At 69.8% G+C, this 16,923-nt stretch carries 18 protein-coding genes; 9 read left to right on the top strand and 9 right to left on the bottom strand.

The genetic code is table 11. The features are described 5' to 3' along the window. The first annotated feature begins 181 nt into the window (after positions 1–181). The 4 genes from ACIOHP_RS12145 to ACIOHP_RS12130 all read left to right on the top strand — a co-directional run bounded on the left by ACIOHP_RS12145 (position 182) and on the right by ACIOHP_RS12130 (position 2,822). Positions 182–766, top strand: coding sequence for a 50S ribosomal protein L25/general stress protein Ctc (locus ACIOHP_RS12145; protein ID WP_361485319.1), 585 nt, complete (start codon positions 182–184; stop codon positions 764–766). Between the two features lie 81 nt (positions 767–847). Next, positions 848–1,450, top strand: a complete 603-nt coding sequence (gene pth / locus ACIOHP_RS12140; protein WP_351682614.1) for an aminoacyl-tRNA hydrolase — start codon at positions 848–850, stop codon at positions 1,448–1,450. A 42-nt stretch (positions 1,451–1,492) separates the two neighbouring features. Continuing rightward, on the top strand, positions 1,493–2,008 hold the full coding sequence (locus tag ACIOHP_RS12135; RefSeq protein ID WP_401886157.1) for a hypothetical protein: 516 nt from the start codon (positions 1,493–1,495) through the stop codon (positions 2,006–2,008). A gap of 133 nt (positions 2,009–2,141) precedes the next feature. Then, positions 2,142–2,822, top strand: a complete 681-nt coding sequence (locus tag ACIOHP_RS12130; protein WP_361538129.1) for an LPXTG cell wall anchor domain-containing protein — start codon at positions 2,142–2,144, stop codon at positions 2,820–2,822. A 75-nt stretch (positions 2,823–2,897) separates the two neighbouring features. Here the strand turns inward: ACIOHP_RS12130 and ppc are convergent, their stop codons facing one another. Then, complete coding sequence (gene ppc, locus ACIOHP_RS12125; protein WP_401886155.1) at positions 2,898–5,639, bottom strand: phosphoenolpyruvate carboxylase; 2,742 nt, start codon at positions 5,637–5,639, stop codon at positions 2,898–2,900. A gap of 302 nt (positions 5,640–5,941) precedes the next feature. Here ppc and ACIOHP_RS12120 point away from each other — a divergent pair, with 302 nt between their 5' ends. Both ACIOHP_RS12120 and ACIOHP_RS12115 read left to right on the top strand, forming a co-directional pair. Further along, positions 5,942–6,952 (top strand): fatty acid desaturase, encoded by a 1,011-nt coding sequence (locus tag ACIOHP_RS12120; RefSeq protein WP_361538133.1) that lies wholly within the window; start codon positions 5,942–5,944, stop codon positions 6,950–6,952. Beyond that, positions 6,949–7,626 carry a TetR/AcrR family transcriptional regulator gene (locus ACIOHP_RS12115; protein WP_046257589.1) on the top strand — a complete coding sequence of 226 codons (678 nt, stop codon included), beginning with the start codon at positions 6,949–6,951 and terminating at the stop codon, positions 7,624–7,626. The genes ACIOHP_RS12120 and ACIOHP_RS12115 overlap by 4 nt, the downstream gene beginning before the upstream one ends. Before the next feature lie 20 nt (positions 7,627–7,646). Here ACIOHP_RS12115 and ACIOHP_RS12110 read toward each other — a convergent pair whose 3' ends face one another. The 3 genes from ACIOHP_RS12110 to ACIOHP_RS12100 form a co-directional block, all read right to left on the bottom strand. Continuing rightward, complete coding sequence (locus ACIOHP_RS12110; protein WP_361538135.1) at positions 7,647–7,820, bottom strand: CsbD family protein; 174 nt, start codon at positions 7,818–7,820, stop codon at positions 7,647–7,649. A 66-nt stretch (positions 7,821–7,886) separates the two neighbouring features. Then, positions 7,887–8,249, bottom strand: a complete 363-nt coding sequence (locus tag ACIOHP_RS12105; RefSeq protein WP_361485306.1) for a VOC family protein — start codon at positions 8,247–8,249, stop codon at positions 7,887–7,889. Then, a complete protein-coding gene (locus ACIOHP_RS12100; protein WP_401886150.1) occupies positions 8,249–9,046 on the bottom strand; it encodes a trans-aconitate 2-methyltransferase in 798 nt (265 codons plus the stop codon). Before ACIOHP_RS12100 ends, ACIOHP_RS12105 begins: the two co-directional genes overlap by 1 nt. A gap of 88 nt (positions 9,047–9,134) precedes the next feature. Between ACIOHP_RS12100 and tamR the strand changes: the two genes are divergently transcribed. Continuing rightward, a complete protein-coding gene (gene tamR / locus ACIOHP_RS12095) occupies positions 9,135–9,632 on the top strand; it encodes a MarR family transcriptional regulator TamR (protein WP_327717576.1) in 498 nt (165 codons plus the stop codon). Here tamR and ACIOHP_RS12090 read toward each other — a convergent pair. Further along, on the bottom strand, positions 9,591–10,358 hold the full coding sequence (locus ACIOHP_RS12090; RefSeq protein ID WP_046257593.1) for a response regulator transcription factor: 768 nt from the start codon (positions 10,356–10,358) through the stop codon (positions 9,591–9,593). The genes tamR and ACIOHP_RS12090 overlap by 42 nt on opposite strands. A 257-nt stretch (positions 10,359–10,615) precedes the next feature. Here ACIOHP_RS12090 and ACIOHP_RS12085 point away from each other — a divergent pair, with 257 nt between their 5' ends. Beyond that, on the top strand, positions 10,616–11,071 hold the full coding sequence (locus ACIOHP_RS12085; protein ID WP_361538140.1) for a GNAT family N-acetyltransferase: 456 nt from the start codon (positions 10,616–10,618) through the stop codon (positions 11,069–11,071). Here ACIOHP_RS12085 and ACIOHP_RS12080 read toward each other — a convergent pair. From ACIOHP_RS12080 to galT, 4 genes are all read right to left on the bottom strand, one after another. Next, positions 11,068–11,739 (bottom strand): hypothetical protein, encoded by a 672-nt coding sequence (locus ACIOHP_RS12080; RefSeq protein ID WP_401886147.1) that lies wholly within the window; start codon positions 11,737–11,739, stop codon positions 11,068–11,070. The two genes, ACIOHP_RS12085 and ACIOHP_RS12080, sit on opposite strands and share 4 nt — an antisense overlap. Positions 11,740–11,938: 199 nt before the next feature. Further along, positions 11,939–13,090: a galactokinase gene (galK, locus tag ACIOHP_RS12075; RefSeq protein WP_401886145.1), complete on the bottom strand. Its 1,152-nt coding sequence runs from the start codon at positions 13,088–13,090 to the stop codon at positions 11,939–11,941. Continuing rightward, positions 13,090–14,064, bottom strand: coding sequence for a UDP-glucose 4-epimerase GalE (galE, locus tag ACIOHP_RS12070; protein WP_401886141.1), 975 nt, complete (start codon positions 14,062–14,064; stop codon positions 13,090–13,092). The genes galK and galE overlap by 1 nt, the downstream gene beginning before the upstream one ends. After that, positions 14,061–15,122: a galactose-1-phosphate uridylyltransferase gene (gene galT / locus ACIOHP_RS12065; RefSeq protein ID WP_361538148.1), complete on the bottom strand. Its 1,062-nt coding sequence runs from the start codon at positions 15,120–15,122 to the stop codon at positions 14,061–14,063. The genes galE and galT overlap by 4 nt, the downstream gene beginning before the upstream one ends. 111 nt (positions 15,123–15,233) lie before the next feature. Between galT and ACIOHP_RS12060 the strand changes: the two genes are divergently transcribed. Next, positions 15,234–16,922 carry a sodium:solute symporter family protein gene (locus ACIOHP_RS12060; RefSeq protein ID WP_361538150.1) on the top strand — a complete coding sequence of 563 codons (1,689 nt, stop codon included), beginning with the start codon at positions 15,234–15,236 and terminating at the stop codon, positions 16,920–16,922. The last annotated feature ends 1 nt before the right edge of the window (position 16,923 follow it).

Below are 16,923 nucleotides of genomic sequence, written 5' to 3'. Positions count from 1 at the left end.
GCTTCTGCATGATCGATTTTTCTACGGCCTCCCCTGCCGAGTAGACTGCGCAAGTTGCTCGGCGAGGGAGGCCGTACCTGTTCACGCGGGTGCCGGCGCTCCGTTATCGACGCGCTCTTCGTAGCAGGCCGATGGTTTGGCCGGGTGACCACCTTCCCCAACTGTTCTACGAGGAGTGACCATGGCTGACGTCAAGCTCGCCGCCGAGACCCGCACCGAGTTCGGCAAGGGTGCGGCCCGCCGTATCCGCCGTGACAGCAAGGTTCCCGCCGTTGTCTACGGTCACGGCGCCGACCCGGTCCACATCACCCTGCCGGGCCACGAGCTGAACCTCGCCCTGCGCACCCCGAACGTCCTGCTCACCCTGGACATCGAGGGCAAGAGCCAGCTGGCGATCCCGAAGGCCGTGCAGCGCGACGCCATCAAGGGCTTCCTCGAGCACGTCGACCTGCTTCTGGTGAACCGCGGCGAGAAGGTCAACGTCGAGGTCTACGTGCACACCGAGGGCGAGCTGGCGCCGGGTGCCTTCCTGCTCGAGCACGTGCTGAGCACGCTGAACGTCGAGGCCGAGGCCACGCACATCCCGGAGTCGGTCACCGTCTCCATCGCGGGCCTGGCGGCCGGCGACTCCATCCTCGCCAAGGACATCCCGCTGCCCGAGGGCACCACGCTGGCGACCGACGAGGACGCGGTCGTTCTCCAGATCCTGGCCGCCCAGGCCGAGGAGGCCCCGGCGGACGCCGAGGCCGAGGCCACCGAGGCCTGATCCTCCCCGCAACAGCGACTGCCGGCCGCCGCTCCCCTCGGGGGCGGCGGTCGGCGCGTATCAAGGGACCCTGAAGGAGACATGGACGTGACGACCGATGCCAGCGGGCCCTGGCTGATCGTCGGCCTCGGCAACCCCGGGCCGGAGTACGCGGCCAACCGGCACAACGTCGGTTTCATGGTGGCCGATCTGCTGGCCGAGCGGATCGGGGGGAGGTTCAAGCGGGCCGGCAAGGCGCAGGCGCAGGTCGTGGAGGGGCGGATCGGGCCGCCCGGGCCGCTGAACCGCCGGGTGATCCTGGCCAAGCCGATGTCGTACATGAACCTGTCCGGTGGGCCGGTGAACGCGCTCAAGGACTTCTACAAGGTGCCCGTCGCCAACATCGTGGCGATCCATGACGAGCTGGACATCGACTACGGAACGCTGCGGATCAAGCTCGGCGGCGGCGACAACGGGCACAACGGTCTGAAGTCGATGACGAAGGCGTTCACCGCGGAGTACCACCGGGTGCGGTTCGGGATCGGGCGGCCGCCGGGGCGCATGCAGGTCGCCGACTTCGTGCTGAAGGACTTCTCGTCGAGCGAGCGCAAGGAGCTCGGCTACTTCGTGGACCGGGCCGCGGACGCCGTGGAGTGCCTGGTCATCGAGGGGCTGGAGCGGGCGCAAAGCACGTACAACTCCTGACTTGTCACCCACCCGAGTTGACGGGCTGATCAGGCATGGCCAATGATCCCCGCCATGCCTGCCACAGCCACCAAGTCCCGTCAGGCCTCCCGCCCGTCCTCGGTCGCCGCCCTCCGCCTCGGACGGCTCGCGGCGATGGGCACGGTCGCGGCGCTGATCCTGATCGCGGGAGTGTGGGCGTCGTGGGGCACCGCGCAGCACGTGCTGCTGACCAAGGGCCGGGAGAGCGGCACCATCGAGGTGACGCGGTGCGAGGACGACACCTGCACCGGGCCGTACACGCCGATCTCTGAGGGGTCCACGCCGCGCGCGAAGGTCGTCATCGAGAAGACGGTCGCGGTCCGGAAGGGACAGACGTACACCGTCGTCGTGAAGCCCAGCAGCGACGACGTCGTCCGCTCCGGGCCGGCCGGGATCCTCTACGCCTGGGTTCCGCTGGGCGGTGCGCTGCTGCTGGCGTCGGTGGTCGTCGCGGGCGGGCTGGGGCGCACGCGGGGCGCGTGGGTCATGGCGGGGGCGGGAATCGCCCTGCTCACCGCCGCTTTCGTGACCATCTGACGGCTTTCGGGGTTCTCCACATCTGTGGAGGAGCAGAGCGTTGCCTGTTCGTGATTGACCTTGGGTCAGGCGAGGTGGAAGCTGAGCCGCCCCCTCCACATCTTCCCTGTCACATCTCGAAGATGGACTGCCCATGCGTACCCTCCCCCGGGCCGGCGCCTTGTCCGCCGTCGCCGTGGCCGCCCTGCTCGCGGCCCCCTCCGCCCACGCCACCGCTCCCGGTGACAACGGCACAGTGAAAATCCACGACGCCTCCACCGGCGAGGAACTGCGCCGCAACGAGCCGCACGTCTGCACCTTCTATCTGGACGCCTTCGGCTTCGACAGCGTCCAGGAGGTCGACTGGCACATCGAGGCCTGGGCCCCGACGGCCGACGTCAAGGGCGAGACCGTGAAGTCCGGCGAGATCACCCTCGACGGCGAGGGTCACGGCCGTACGGAGGACCTGTCGCTGCCGGACGGCCACTACAAGCTGTTCTGGAACTTCGACGGCGAGCACGGTTCGGCCAAGCACAAGGTGTTCTGGACGGACTGCGAGGACTCCGACGACGGCAACCCGGGTGACGGTACGGCGACGCCGTCCGCCTCCGCTTCCGCCTCCCCGTCGGCCTCCGCCTCGCCGTCGGCGTCCGCCTCGCAGCCCGCCGGGGCCGCGGGAACCCCGTCCGCCTCCTCCTCCCCGTCCGCCCAGGGCACCGGCGGCGACCTCGCCGAGACCGGCAACGGCGCCCCCGTCGGCCTGCTGGGCGGCATCGCGGCCGCACTGGTCGCCGCGGGCGGCTACCTGGTGTTCCGGCGCCGGAAGGCGTCGTAGGGCCGGAAGGCTCCACATGACGGTGCCCCCGAGCCGGTACGAGGCTCGGGGGCACCGTCATGTCACCAGAGACCGTCAGCCGGTGTTGCGCAGACCCGCCGCCACACCGTTGACCGTCAGCAGCAGGGCGCGGGCCAGCGTCGGGTCCGCCTCCTCGCCCGCGGCGGCCGCCTCGCGCTGCCGCTTGAGCAGGGCGACCTGGAGGTAGGAGATCGGGTCGAGGTAGGCGTCGCGGATGGCGAAGGTCTGCCTCAGGACGGGCTGGGCGTCCAGGAGTTCGGTCTCGCCGGTGATCTTCAGGACCTCGCGCACGGTCAGCGCGTGCTCGGCCTCGATGTCGGCGAAGACATGCCGGAGCTCGGCCGGGACCAGGGTCTCGACGTAGTGGCGGGCGATGCGCAGGTCGGTCTTCGCGAGCGTCATCTCGACGTTGGAGATGAAGTTCTGGAAGAAGTGCCACTGGCCGTGCATCTCGTCGAGCACCGTGTCCAGGCCCGCCTCGCGCAGCGCCTTCAGGCCGGAGCCGACGCCGAACCAGCCGGGGACGATCTGGCGGGACTGGGTCCAGCCGAACACCCACGGGATGGCGCGCAGTCCGTCGAGGGAGACGCCGGAGCCGGGGCGGCGCGAGGGCCGCGAGCCGAGGTGCAGGTCGGCGAGCTGGTCCACCGGTGTCGACGCGAGGAAGTACGTCGGCAGGTCCGGGTCCTCGACCAGGCGGCGGTAGGCGGCGTGGGCCGCGTCGCTCACCACGTCCATCGCGGCGTCCCAGCGGGCCAGCGCCTCGTCGGACTGACGCGGGGACGTGTGCAGGGCGGAGGCCTGGAGGGTGGCCGCGACCGTGAGCTCCAGGTTCTCGCGGGCCAGCGAGGGGACCAGGTACTTGTCGGAGATGACCTCGCCCTGCTCGGTCACCTTGATCTCGCCCTCCAGGGTTCCCCAGGGCTGGGCGAGGATCGCGTCGTGCGAGGGGCCGCCACCGCGGCCGACGGTGCCGCCGCGGCCGTGGAACAGGCGCAGGCGCACGCCGTAGCGGTGCGCGACGTCACGCAGACGGCGCTGGGCGCGGTGGATCTCCCACTGGGAGGTGGTGATGCCGCCGAACTTCGAGGAGTCGGAGTAGCCGAGCATGACCTCCTGCACGTCCCCGTTCAGCGCGACCAGGCGCCGGTAGGACGGGTCGGAGAACATGTCCTCCAGGATCGTGTCGGCGGCCTTGAGCTCGACCGTGGTCTCCAGCAGCGGCACGATGCCGATCTTGGCCCAGCCGGCGTGCAGGTCGATCAGGCCCGCCTCGCGCGCCAGGACGGTGGCGGCGAAGACGTCGTCGGCGCCCTGGCACATCGAGATGATGTACGACTCGATGACCTCGGGTCCGAAGACCTCGAGAGCGCGCTTGACGGTGTGGAAGACGCCGAGGGTCTTCTCGCCGGCCGCGTCCAGCGGGGCCGGGGTGGGCGCCAGCGGCCTGCGCGACCTGAGCTCCTTGGCGAGCAGCTTGCCGCGGTAGTCGCGGGGCATGTCCGCGTAGCGCCAGGACTCCTCGCCGAGCCGGTCGAAGAGCTGGCCGAGGGCGTGGTGGTGGGCGTCGGCGTGCTCGCGGACGTCCATGGTGGCGAGCTGGAGGCCGAAGGCGGCGAGCGTACGGATGGTCCGGTTCATCCGGCCCTCGGCGATCAGGCCGCCGCGGTGTTCGCGCAGGGAGGTCTGGATCAGCGTCAGGTCCCGGAGCAACTCGGCGGTGCCGAGGTAGTCGCGGCCGTCCTCGTGCGGGGTGTTCTTGGCGAGCCGCAGCTTGGTGTTCTCCAGCTTCTGGCGGATCGCGGTGGCCTTGAGCCGGTAGGGCTCCTCGGCGTTGAGGCGCTTGTAGCGGGGGCTGATCTCCGGGAGGCGCTCCAGGTCGGCCTGGAGCGAGGCGAGCAGTTCCTCGGTGGCGCCGGTGTAGCGGATGGAGTTGGAGAGGAAGCCGCGCAGCTCGTCGATCAGGTCGAGCGCGTCGTTGATGCCGTGCTCGTGCTGGAGGATCAGGACGTCCCAGGTCACCTGGGGGGTGACGTTGGGGTTGCCGTCGCGGTCGCCGCCGATCCAGGTGCCGAAGGTGAGGGGGCGGGTGTCCTCGGGGAGGGTGACGCCGACGCGGCCCAGCTCGGCGGTCAGGTCCTCCAGGACGTCGCCGACGGCGTTCGCGTGCAGTTCGTCGAGGTAGTAGATGGCGTTGCGGGACTCGTCGGTCACCTCGGGGCGTACGACCCGCAGCTCGTCGGTCTGCCACACCAGGTCGATGTTCTCGGCCAGACGGGTGTCGTAGCGGCGGCGGTCGGTCTCCAGGACCGGGGTCTCCAGCAGCGCGGCGATACGACGGAGCTTGTTGAGGACCGAGCGGCGGGCGGCCTCGGTGGGGTGCGCCGTGAACACCGGACGCACGTTGAGGTTCTGCACCGTCTGGCGCAGGTGCTCGGGGTCGGCGTCCTTGAGGCGGTCGGCGGTGCGGGCGAGCAGGCTGCCCTCGGCGGCACGCCTGGCTCTGAGCTCGCGGCCGCGGTGGACCTGCTCGGTGACGTTGGCCAGGTGGAAGTAGGTCGAGAAGGCGCGCACCAGCTTGGCGGCGGTCTCCAGCTCGGTGCCCCGCAGCAGTTCGGCGGCGGCGTCACCGTCCTCACGGGTGAGGCGGCGGACCTTCTCGACGAGTTCCAGCAGCTCCGGGCCTTCCTGCCGGACGAGGGTCTCGCCGAGGAGGTCGCCGAGTCGCCTGATGTCGGCGCGCAGCTCGGTGGAGGTGGTCTCCTGAGAAACGGTCTTGTCGTCGGCACTGCTCACAGGTGCGGCTCCTTGCAGTGTTGAAGCTCGTCCGGGAGGGAACCCGGGACCGGTCGAGCGGCGGCTGCCGCATATGGACCGGACATCCGGGAAGAATTGAGAGCGGACCGCGCTGTCCGAACGACTCCAGGATAGGTGTCCGTGCGGACGCGCAGACTCTCGGGCTCTTGCCGTCGGGCGACGCGCTGCCATACTTACGACGCCGTAGGTTACGGACCCGTAGGGAAGTCCCGCTCTCCTTCCCGGGGCTCCGCTGACCAGGCCCTTGTCTCAAAACCCTCGAACCCCACAGGGGACGCCCCATGACCACAAGCTCCGATGTGATCGAAGACGCCCCGGAAGCGTCCGACGATCCCTCGATGCCGTCCGCCACCCTGGGCGGCGAGCAGAAGCGTTCGCTCGAGCAGATCACCCTGCTGCTCTTCATCATCGTCCCGTTCCTCGCCGTGCTCACGGCGGTACCGCTGGCGTGGGGCTGGGGGGTGAGCTGGCTGGACCTCGGTCTGCTCGTCTTCATGTACTTCCTCGGCTGCCACGGCATCACGATCGGCTTCCACCGCTACTTCACGCACGGCTCCTTCAAGGCCAAGCGCCCGCTGCGGATCGCGCTGGCGATCGCGGGGTCGATGGCGGTCGAGGGGCCCCTGGTCCGGTGGGTCGCCGACCATCGCAAGCACCACAAGTTCTCGGACGCGGACGGCGACCCGCACTCCCCGTGGCGGTTCGGCGAGACGATTCCGGCGCTGATGAAGGGCCTGTGGTGGGCGCACATCGGCTGGATGTTCGACGAGGAGCAGACCCCGCAGGAGAAGTACGCGCCGGATCTGATCAAGGACCCGGCGATCCGTCGGATCTCCCGGGGCTTCATCTTCTGGGCGATGCTCTCCCTGGCCATCCCTCCGCTGGTCGGCGGTCTGGTGACGATGTCGTGGTGGGGCGCGTTCACGGCGTTCCTGTGGGGTTCGCTGGTCCGGGTCTGTCTGCTGCACCACGTGACCTGGTCGATCAACTCGATCTGCCACGCGGTGGGCAAGCGGCCGTTCAAGTCCCGGGACCGCTCGGGCAACGTGTGGTGGCTGGCGGTGCTGTCCTGCGGTGAGTCGTGGCACAACCTGCACCACGCCGACCCCACCTCCGCGCGGCACGGGGTGGAGCGCGGTCAGATCGACTCCTCGGCGCGTCTGATCCGCTGGTTCGAGATGTTCGGCTGGGCGTACGACGTCCGCTGGCCGTCACGCTCACGTATCGATTCGCGCCGTAACACCGACGAAGGCGACTCCCGACGCGGGAAGGAGCCCGCGAAGGCGGCATGATTGACGCCGTGGCGACCGACTCCAGCAGCACCGAGAGCAATGAGAAGCCGAGGCGCACGCGCCGCACCCGGATGACGGGAGCCGAGCGCCGTCAGCAGCTGCTCGAGATCGGTCGCACCCTCTTCGCCGCCAAGGGGTTCGAGGGCACGTCGGTGGAGGAGATCGCGGCGAAGGCCGGGGTGTCCAAGCCGGTGGTGTACGAGCACTTCGGCGGCAAGGAAGGCCTGTACGCGGTGGTGGTGGACCGTGAGATGCGGCGCCTGCTCGACATGGTGACGAGCTCCCTGACCGCCGGCCACCCCCGCGAGCTCCTGGAACAGGCGGCCTTCGCGCTCCTGGACTACATCGAGGAGTACACGGACGGCTTCCGCATCCTGGTCCGCGACTCCCCCATCCCGCAGTCGACGGGGACCTTCGCCTCGCTGATCTCGGACATCGCCACCCAGGTGGAGGACATCCTGGGCCGCGAGTTCAAGAGCCGCGGCTTCGACCCCAAGCTGGCCCCGCTGTACGCCCAGGCCCTGGTCGGCATGGTCGCGCTGACCGGCCAGTGGTGGCTGGACGTGCGCCGCCCGAAGAAGGCGGAGGTCGCCGCGCACCTGGTGAACCTGTCGTGGCACGGGCTGGACGGGCTGGAGCAGAAGCCGCACCTGATAGGGCGCCGCAAGAGCTGAGTCCTGCGGCGCCCCGCGGGTCAGTGCTTGAAGGCGTCCTTGGTCTTCTCCTTGGCCTGGCGCATGTCGCCCTTGCCCTGTTCGGCGCGGCCCTCGGCGGTCATCCGCTCGTTGCCGACCGCGCGGCCCATGGTCTCCTTGGCCTTGCCCTTGGCCTGTTCCTTCTTCGCGCGGGCCTTCTGTTCCTTTGCCACGTCACTCACTCCCGGGCTGGATCTTCTTCCCACTGTCACTCCGGCGAGTGGCCCGCGGCGGAGGGCTCAAACAACCGGCTCCAGAAACTCCAGCCGGTTGCCGACGGGGTCGTGGGAGTAGAAGCGCCGGTGTCCCGGCAGGTCCGCGTCCCAGGTCACCTCGGCGCCACGGGCCCGAAGCCGGGCGGCGTAGGTCTCGATGTCCGTGACCCGCAGCCCGGGGTGGGCCTTCCCGGCGGGTCGGAAATCGTCCTCGATCCCCAGATGCAGCTGCACGGCCCCCGCCCGGAACCAGCACCCGCCGCGCGCGGCGAGCACCGGCGGCTTGGGGATCTCCGTCATGCCGAGCACGCCGGCGTAGTACGCCCGCAGCCGGTCCTCGGAGCCCGGCGGCGCGGCGAGCTGGACGTGGTCGACCCCGGTGAGCATCACTGCCCCTTGCGGGCGACGGCGAAGATGCGGCGGAACGGGAAGGGGGTGCCGTGCGGTCCCGCCGGATAGGCCTTGCGCAGGGCGTCCCGGTAGCGGCCCACGAAGTCGTCGCGGGTCCGCGGATCGTCGGCGAGCGCGGTGAGGACGGGCCGCAGTCCCGTTCCCTTCACCCAGTCGAGGACCGGGTCCTCGCCGGTGAGGAGATGGATGTACGTCGTCTCCCACACGTCGGCCGTGCAGCCGAGGCCGGTCAGCTGCTCCAGATAGGTCTCGGGGGTGAGGACGGCGTCGTCGTGGCGCAGGAGGTCGCCGAGGCCGGTGGTGTGGGCGAGTTCGCGCATCAGCTGGTGGCTGGGGGCACCGAAGTTCCCGGGCACCTGGAAGGCGAAGGTGCCGCCCGGGGCGAGCCCCGCGATCCAGTCGGCGAAACGCTCGGCATGGCCGGGGACCCACTGCAGTGTGGCGTTGCTGACGATGAGGTCGTACGGCTGTGCGGGCGCCCAGGTGCGGACGTCGGCGTGGGCGAAGTCGAGGCGGCCACCGCCCGGCGTGGGGCCCTCGTGCTCGGTGCGGGCCCGGTCGAGCATCTCGGGCGAGTTGTCGTAGCCGGTGACGCGGGCGGTGGGCCAGCGGTCGGCGAGGACGGCGGTGACGTTGCCGGGGCCGCAGCCGAGGTCGGCGATGCGGGGCGCCTCCTCGGTGGGCAGGCCGGGGACGCGGGCGAGGAGGTCCGCGAAGGGGCGGGCGCGGTGGTCGGCGTGGCGCAGGTACTGGGCGGGGTCCCAAGTCGTCATGGATCCACTGTGACCCTCGATTTATCTCGACGTCAAGAGACTTCACGTCAAGAGACTCCACATCGACACAACCACTAGACTGATCGCCATGGAGGACGAGGTCGATCGGCTGGTCGCAGCATGGCGCCGGGAGCGCCCTGACCTCGACGTGGAACCGCTCGAGGTGCTCAGCCGGGTGAGCAGACTGGCCCGGCACCTGGACCGGGCACGTCGACTGGCCTTCGCCGAGCACAGCCTGGAGCCCTGGGAGTTCGACGTCCTCACCGCGCTGCGACGCGCGGGAACGCCGTATCAGCTCTCCCCCGGGCAGCTGCTGACACAGACCCTGGTCACCTCGGGCACGATGACGAACCGCATCGACCGGCTGACCAAGAAGGGCCTGGTGGAGCGTCTGCCGGACCCCTCGGACCGGCGAGGTGTGCTGGTCCGGCTGACGGACGAGGGCCAGGACCGCGCGGATCAGGCCCTCGCCGGACTGCTCGACCAGGAGCGCGCGATCCTCGCGGAGCTCTCCCGGGCCCAGCGGGGCGAACTGGCCGGGTTGCTACGCCAGTTGACCGCCCCGTTCGACAACATCCCCGGCTAGGTCGACGGGCCCGACCCCGGCACGGCGGGCGAGCGCGACGGCGGCCAGCGTGGAGTGCACGCCGAGCTTGCCGAGGACGTTCTGCATATGGGTGCGGACGGTGTGCGGCGAGAGGAACAGCCGCTCGGCGACGGCCTTTCTGCCCAGACCGGCGACCATGCACCGCAGCACCTCCCGCTCGCGCGGGGTCAGGGACTCGACGAGCCGCTCGCTCTCGGTGCGGTGCTTGCGAGCGGCGGTGAGCTCCCTGAGGACCCCCGTGAGCAGGGCGGGCGGCAGATGCGTCTCGTCCCGCAGCACCCCTCGTATGACGGTCAGCAGTCTGGACAGCGAACAGTCCTTGGCCACCCACCCCGACGCCCCGGCCTGCAGGGCGAGCGCGGCACGCCGCTGGTCGTCCTTCTCGGCGAGGACGACGATGCGTACGCCGGGCTGCGCGGAACGCACCCCGACCACCAGCGAGATGCCGTCGACGAGCCCGTCCTCATTGCCCTCCTGTACGGGCACGGCGGGCCGGATGCCCTGGACGTTGCCGCCCAGGTCGGCGTCGACGAGCAGCACGTCGTAGCGGCGCCCCTCGGCGGCCGCACGCTCCAGACTGCGCAGCGCGGCGGGACCGCTGCCGGCGGCGGATACGTCGACATCGGGCTCGGCCGCCAGAGCTGCGGCGAGCGACTCGGCGAAAATGCGATGGTCGTCGACTACCAGGACTCGGATGCGAACCACGAAACCCCCTTCCCCAAGCTCTGCAAGAGCAGGGGATACCCCATCGTCGGGAGACGGAAAGACCGGCGCGGGTACGACGTCCGAGCGCGATGGCCGCACGGCCGCCGCCGTGCACGAACTGTTACCCCCACTTCGGGCGTCGTACCCGACTGTCTCGCCCCCTGATCAGCACCGGCCCCCACCGGTGCTGTTCATCAGGGTACGGCCGGGGGCCGGGAGCGGAAGGTAATTTGCAGAACTGGCTGTCCAGCACGTTTATGGTGAGCCGCATGTTTCGCATTGAGACAGAAGTCGACAGAGGCCGACGTGATCTGCTCCACAGACGGCTCCGCGACACGAACACGGCCGTCTCCCCGGTCCTGCGCGCCCTGCGCGGAACCCCAGGTGAACGGGAACTTCCGCTCCACGTCTGGGCATTGGACGGGGCGGGCGAACTGGCGGGCGGTCTGGTCGGCCACACCTGGACGACGTGGCTGCACGTGACGTACCTGTGGGTGGACGACCGGTGGCGCGGGGCGGGCCTCGGTTCGCAGTTGCTCGCGACGGCGGAGTCCCTCTCCCGGGACGAGCGGGGGTGTGTGAACTCCCGCCTGGAGACCTGGGACTTCCAGGCACCGGAGTTCTACCGGAAGCGGGGGTACGACGTGGTGTGCGTGATCCCCGACTATCCGCCGGGGATCACCGAGTACACGCTGACGAAGCGAATCGGCTAGAACGCGCGGCCGCAGACGGTGTCGTACGGCCGTCCCACCACGATCGTCAGCCGGATGGGGTCGGTGGTGCCGGAGGGACAGCGGGCGGATCCGGCGTCCACGAGCCCGAGCACCTGGAAGTCACCGGAACCCGCCTGGTCGCACGCGATCTCCTCGACGTCCGCTGCGACACAGTCCCCCTTCACCAACTGTCCGCCGCCCGCGCCCGCGTCGCCGGGGTGGTCGTCGGAGAGGTTGCGTCCGCAGACGGTGTCGGTGGGGATGCCGCCGCTCGGCTTCTCGTCGGACCCGAAGCTCATCGACACCTCGATGATCACGTCCGTCCCCGCCGGGCACCGGACCGCGGCGGGCAGGATGCCGGCGTCCATGATCTTCAGTGCCGTGAAGATGGCGTCGGGGTCGTCGCAGTCGTACACCTCGTACCCTTCGGGAGCCCGGTCCGGATCGGGGCCGCCGCAGTCCCCGGCCTTCCACTCCCCCGAACCGCCGCCGCCGGTGGCCGAGGCGGACACGGACGGCGTGGAGGAGGCCTCGTCGTCGCTGTCCTTGCCGCCCGTGAACCACCAGATCGCATAAATGATCCCGATGAACACGACCAGCGCCACCAGACCCCTGAGGCATCCCGGCTCCTTGCGCGGTGAAGCCTGAGGACCGCCCTGCACAGCCATGAAATCCCCCTCGCTCACGGCGATATGCCCCACCGTCACACGGAACGGGCGGCTGTGCGGGGGAGTCGCGGGGCCGGTTACCGACCGGGGACGACCGGGACGACCCGGCGACAATCCCCACAACGTGTTCGCACGCGGGCAGCACATGGGTCAGCCCCGCGCTCGGCGAGGAGCACGGGGCTGACCGGAGCAGGGAACCTCAGGAGAGCCTGCGCGCCCCCGGCGAAGGCACCGCCTCGAACACGCGGGGCGCCGTGAACCCGGCCGCGGCGAACGCCTCCTCCACCGCCTTGGTGATGCTGTCCACGTCGGCGACGTCCGCCAGCACGATCGCCGAGCCGCCGAAACCGCCACCGGTCATCCGGGCACCCAGGGCCCCCGAGGCGAGGGCCGTGTCGACGACCAGGTCCAGCTCCGGGCAGGAGATACGGAAGTCGTCGCGCAGGGAGGCGTGGCCCTCGACCAGGACCGGGCCGATGGCGCGGGTGTCACCCGACTCCAGCAGCTTGACGACGCGCTCGACGCGCTCGTCCTCCGTGACGACGTGACGCACCAGTCGTACGACCTCTTCCTCGTCGCCCAACCTGGCCAGCGCCGCGTCCAGTTCGCCGTACGGCACGTCCCGCAGCGCGTCCACGCCCAGCAGGGCCGCACCCTTCTCGCAGCCCGCGCGGCGCTTGCCGTACTCGCCCTCGCTGTGGGAGTGCTTGACCTGGGTGTCGACGACCAGCAGACGCATGCCCTCGGCCGCCAGGTCGAGGGGGATCTGCTTCTGGGACAGGTCGCGGGTGTCGAGGAACAGCGCGTGGCCGTCCTCGCAGCAGGCCGAGGCCGTCTGGTCCATGATGCCGGTCGGGGCGCCGACGTAGACGTTCTCCCCGCGCTGGCACAGGCGGGCCAGCTGCCAGCGCGGCAGACCGAGTTCGAACAGGTCGTTGACGGCCAGGGCCACCACGACCTCCAGCGCCGCCGACGAGGACAGACCCGCGCCCGACGGGACCGTCGACGACAGATGGATGTCGGCGCCGGTCACCGGGTGGCCGGCCTCGCGCAGGGCCCACAGGACACCCGCCGGGTACGCCGTCCAGTTCTTGTCGGACTCCGGGGTCAGGGCGTCGAGCGTCAGCTCCACGATCCCGCCCTCGACGTCCGCGGAGTGCAGCCGCAGGACGCCGTCCGTGCGCCGCGAGACCGCCGCCACGGCGGTGTGCGGCAGCGCGAAGGGCATCACGAAGCCGTCGTTGTAGTCGGTGTGCTCACCGATGAGGTTGACGCGGCCCGGCGCCGACCAGACACCTTCGGGTTCGGTTCCGTAGAGCTCGACGAATCCGTCCCGCACCTGCTGCCCCACTACTGCTCCCTTGCTGTGCCGATGTTCTGCGCGAACTCCCACGCGTCCGCGACGATCCCCGCGAGGTCCGCGCGGGACGGGTTCCAGCCCAGCTTCTCGCGCGCGGCCCGCGCCGACGCCACCAGGATCGCCGGGTCGCCGCCGCGGCGGGGGGCCACGACCTCGGGGATCGGGTGGCCGGTGACCTGGCGGACGGTCTCGATGACCTGGCGGACGGAGAAGCCCTCGCCGTTGCCGAGGTTGCAGATCAGGTGCTCGCCCGGCTGCGCGGCCTTGAGCGCCAGCAGGTGGGCCTCGGCCAGGTCGGCGACGTGGATGTAGTCGCGGACGCAGGTGCCGTCCGGCGTCGGGTAGTCCTCGCCGAAGACGGAGATCGCCTCCCGCCGGCCCTGCGCGACCTGGAGGACCAGCGGGATGAGGTGCGACTCGGGGTCGTGGCGCTCGCCCTGCCGGCCGTACGCGCCCGCCACGTTGAAGTAGCGCAGCGACACCGCGCCCAGACCGTGGGCGGCCGCCTCACCGGAGATCATGTGGTCGACGGCGAGCTTCGAGGCGCCGTACGGATTGGTCGGCGAGGTCGGCGCCGACTCGACGATCGGCACCTCCTTCGGCTCGCCGTAGGTGGCCGCGGTGGAGGAGAAGACGAGCTTGCGCACGCCCGCCTCGCGCATGGCGCCCAGCAGCGCCATGGTGCCGCCGACGTTGTTGTCCCAGTACTTCTCGGGCTTCACGACCGACTCGCCGACCTGCGAGAAGGCGGCGAAGTGCAGGACTCCGTCGTAGGAGCCGTCCAGCCACTTGCCCGCGTCGCGGATGTCGCCCTCGATGAAGGTCGCGCCCGCCGGGACGCCCTCGCGGAAGCCCGTCGTCAGGTTGTCGAGGACGACGACCTCGTGACCCGCCTCCAGCAGATGCTGGGCGACCACGCTGCCGACATAGCCCGCGCCACCGGTGACCAGGTACCTACCGCTCATGAACTCGCTACCTCTCGCAGTCGCTCGGCCGCGGCCTCCGGCCGGATGTCGTTGATGAACACGTTCATGCCGGACTCGGAACCCGCGAGAAACTTCAGCTTGCCGGGCGTGCGGCGGATGGTGAAAAGCTCGAGGTGGAGCGCGAAGTCGTCACGGTTGACGCCCTCGAACTCCTCCAGCGCACCGAACGGGGCCTGGTGCCAGGCCGCGATGTAGGGCGTGAGGGGCTCACCTTCGCCGAAGATCCGGTCGAAGCGCCTCAAGAGTTCCAGATAAACCTTGGGGAATTCTGAGCGCGCGTCCTCGTCGAGCCCCAGCAGGTCCGGCACCCGGCGCTTCGGGTACAGGTGGACCTCGTACGGCCAGTGCGCCGCGTACGGCACGAAGGCCACCCAGTGTTCACCCTCCAGAACGACCCGCTCGTCGGCGAGTTCGCGCTCCAGGACGGCGTCGAAGAGGTTCTCCCCGCCCGTCGCCTCCTTGTGGGCGGCGACCGAGCGCAGCGTCAGTGCGGTGCGGGGCGTGGTGAAGGGGTACGCGTAGATCTGCCCGTGCGGGTGACCCAGGGTCACACCGATCTCGGCACCGCGGTTCTCGAAGCAGAAGACCTGTTCCACGGAGGGCAGATGAGACAACTCCGACGTCCGGTCCGTCCACGCGTCGAGAACCAGCCGCGCCTGCTCCTCGGTGAGGTCGGCGAAGGACGCGTTGTGGTCGGAGGTGAAGCAGACGACCTCGCAGCGACCGGAGTCACCGGCGAGGGACGGGAAGCGGTTCTCGAAGACCACGGCGTCGTACGACGAGTCCGGGATCTCGCTGAGCCGCTCTCCCTGCGACGGGCACAGCGGGCACTCGTCGGCCGGCGGGTGGTAGGTGCGGCCCTGGCGGTGCGAGGCGATCGCGACCGAGTCGCCGAGCAGCACGTCACGGCGGACCTCGGACGTGGTGACCGTCCGGTCCAGCGGACGGCGGTCCACCGCGTCCCGCACGGTGTCGTCGCGCAGGTCGTAGTAGATGAGCTCGCGACCGTCGGCCAGTCGGGTCGAGGTCTTCTTCACCGCCGGACTCCTTCACTCAAACAGAACTAAACACAAGTAACCATAACTCGACAGTCGCGTCAACGTCGGAATCAAACAAAGCGCACCAGCGGAAGGGTTGAATGGCTGCCCATGCAAACCGTTACAAAAGGCACATATCTAGCAGCCGAGCTGCGGCTCCCCACTAACTGGCTCGACTACACGATCCTCGGCATCTACTTCGTGGTGGTCCTGGGCATCGGCTTCGCGGCCCGCCGCTCGGTGAAGACCAGCCTCGACTTCTTCCTCTCCGGGCGCTCCCTGCCCGCCTGGATCACCGGCCTGGCCTTCATCTCCGCCAACCTGGCCGCCACCGAGATCCTCGGCATGGCCGCCAACAGCGCGCAGTACGGCGTCTACACCGTGCACTGGTACTGGATCGGCGCCATCCCGGCCATGGTCTTCCTCGGCCTGGTGATGATGCCCTTCTACTACTCCTCGAAGGTCCGCTCGGTCCCCGAGATGCTGCTGCTGCGCTTCGACAAATGGGCGCACCTACTGAGCTCGGCGCTCTTCGCCTTCGCCGCCATCCTGATCTCCGGAGTCAACCTGTACGCCCTCGCGATCGTCGTCGAGGCGCTGCTGGGCTGGCCGCAGTGGGTGGCGATCGTGGTCGCGGGCGCGTTCGTGCTGGCGTACATCACGCTCGGCGGTCTGTCGTCGGCGATCTACAACGAGGTCCTGCAGTTCTTCGTGATCCTCGCGGCCCTCATCCCGATCGTGGTGCTGGGCCTGAAGAAGGTGGGCGGCTGGGGCGGCCTGACGGACAAGCTGACGGCCGAGCACGGCGCCGACTTCACGACGGCGTGGGGCGGTACGGGCATCGGCTCGGACAATCCCCTCGGCGCGAACTGGCTGACGATCGTGCTGGGCCTGGGCTTCGTGCTGTCCTTCGGCTACTGGACGACGAACTTCGCGGAGGTCCAGCGAGCGCTGTCGGCGAAGAACCTGAGCGCGGCCCAGCGGACCCCCCTGATCGCCGCCTACCCCAAGATCTTCATCGTCTTCCTGGTGATGATCCCGGGCCTGACGGCCGCGGCCCTGATCCCCGGCTTCGGCACCCCGGAGTCCGGCTACCAGTACAACGACGCGATCCCGTACCTGATGGAACAGCTGCTGCCCAACGGGGTCCTGGGCATCGCGGTGACCGGTCTGCTGGCCGCCTTCATGGCGGGCATGGCGGCGAACGTGTCGTCCTTCAACACGGTGTTCACGAACGACATCTGGGCGCGGTACGTGGAAAGGGGCCGCGAGGACGGGTACTACGTGCGCTTCGGCCGCCTGATCACGGTGATCGGCGTGGTGGCGTCGGTGGGCACGGCGTTCCTGGCGTCGTCCTTCTCGAACATCATGAGCTACCTCCAGACCCTGTTCTCCTTCTTCAACGTGCCGATGTTCGTCGTCTTCATCGTCGGCATGTTCTGGAAGCGCGCGTCCGCGAAGTCGGGCTTCTGGGGCCTGCTGGCAGGCACGGTGGCGGCGATGGTGAACTACTTCTGGATCTACAAGCAGGGCATCGTCGACATCCCGACCGACCAGGGCGCCAACTTCGTCTCGGCGATCGTGGGCTTCGTGGCGGGCGCGGTGGTCATGGTCGCGGTGTCGCTGTTCACCGCACCCAAGCCGGCGGCGGAGCTCCAGGGCCTGGTCTACGGCACTCGCTCGCCGGGCATGTCCGAGGCGCCGGCCGAGGGAGACGACGCCTGGTACCGCAGGCCGGCCCTGCTGGGCTGGGGCGCGGTGATCCTGGCGGCCGCCTGCTACATCCCGTTCTCGTTCTGAT

The sequence above is a fragment of the Streptomyces sp. NPDC087859 genome, from assembly GCF_044742595.1.
GTDB classification, from domain to species: Bacteria; Actinomycetota; Actinomycetes; order Streptomycetales; family Streptomycetaceae; genus Streptomyces; species Streptomyces canus_F.
Note: the sequence above shows the minus strand (reverse complement) of the source record. Positions and strands in the feature narration are given on the sequence as shown.

Excerpts from the sequence above, each read along its gene's own strand:
- galE (WP_401886141.1), bottom strand. The coding sequence starts at position 14,064 with ATGAGCGGTAGGTACCTGGTCACCGGTGGCGCGGGCTATGTCGGCAGC.
- ACIOHP_RS12100 (WP_401886150.1), bottom strand. The coding sequence starts at position 9,046 with ATGACGACTTGGGACCCCGCCCAGTACCTGCGCCACGCCGACCACCGC.
- pth (WP_351682614.1), top strand. The coding sequence starts at position 848 with ATGGACGTGACGACCGATGCCAGCGGGCCCTGGCTGATCGTCGGCCTC.
- ACIOHP_RS12115 (WP_046257589.1), top strand. The coding sequence starts at position 6,949 with ATGATTGACGCCGTGGCGACCGACTCCAGCAGCACCGAGAGCAATGAG.
- ACIOHP_RS12135 (WP_401886157.1), top strand. The coding sequence starts at position 1,493 with ATGATCCCCGCCATGCCTGCCACAGCCACCAAGTCCCGTCAGGCCTCC.
- ACIOHP_RS12120 (WP_361538133.1), top strand. The coding sequence starts at position 5,942 with ATGACCACAAGCTCCGATGTGATCGAAGACGCCCCGGAAGCGTCCGAC.
- tamR (WP_327717576.1), top strand. The coding sequence starts at position 9,135 with ATGGAGGACGAGGTCGATCGGCTGGTCGCAGCATGGCGCCGGGAGCGC.
- ACIOHP_RS12105 (WP_361485306.1), bottom strand. The coding sequence starts at position 8,249 with ATGCTCACCGGGGTCGACCACGTCCAGCTCGCCGCGCCGCCGGGCTCC.
- ACIOHP_RS12130 (WP_361538129.1), top strand. The coding sequence starts at position 2,142 with ATGCGTACCCTCCCCCGGGCCGGCGCCTTGTCCGCCGTCGCCGTGGCC.
- ACIOHP_RS12145 (WP_361485319.1), top strand. The coding sequence starts at position 182 with ATGGCTGACGTCAAGCTCGCCGCCGAGACCCGCACCGAGTTCGGCAAG.
- ACIOHP_RS12085 (WP_361538140.1), top strand. The coding sequence starts at position 10,616 with ATGGTGAGCCGCATGTTTCGCATTGAGACAGAAGTCGACAGAGGCCGA.
- ACIOHP_RS12060 (WP_361538150.1), top strand. The coding sequence starts at position 15,234 with ATGCAAACCGTTACAAAAGGCACATATCTAGCAGCCGAGCTGCGGCTC.
- ACIOHP_RS12080 (WP_401886147.1), bottom strand. The coding sequence starts at position 11,739 with ATGGCTGTGCAGGGCGGTCCTCAGGCTTCACCGCGCAAGGAGCCGGGA.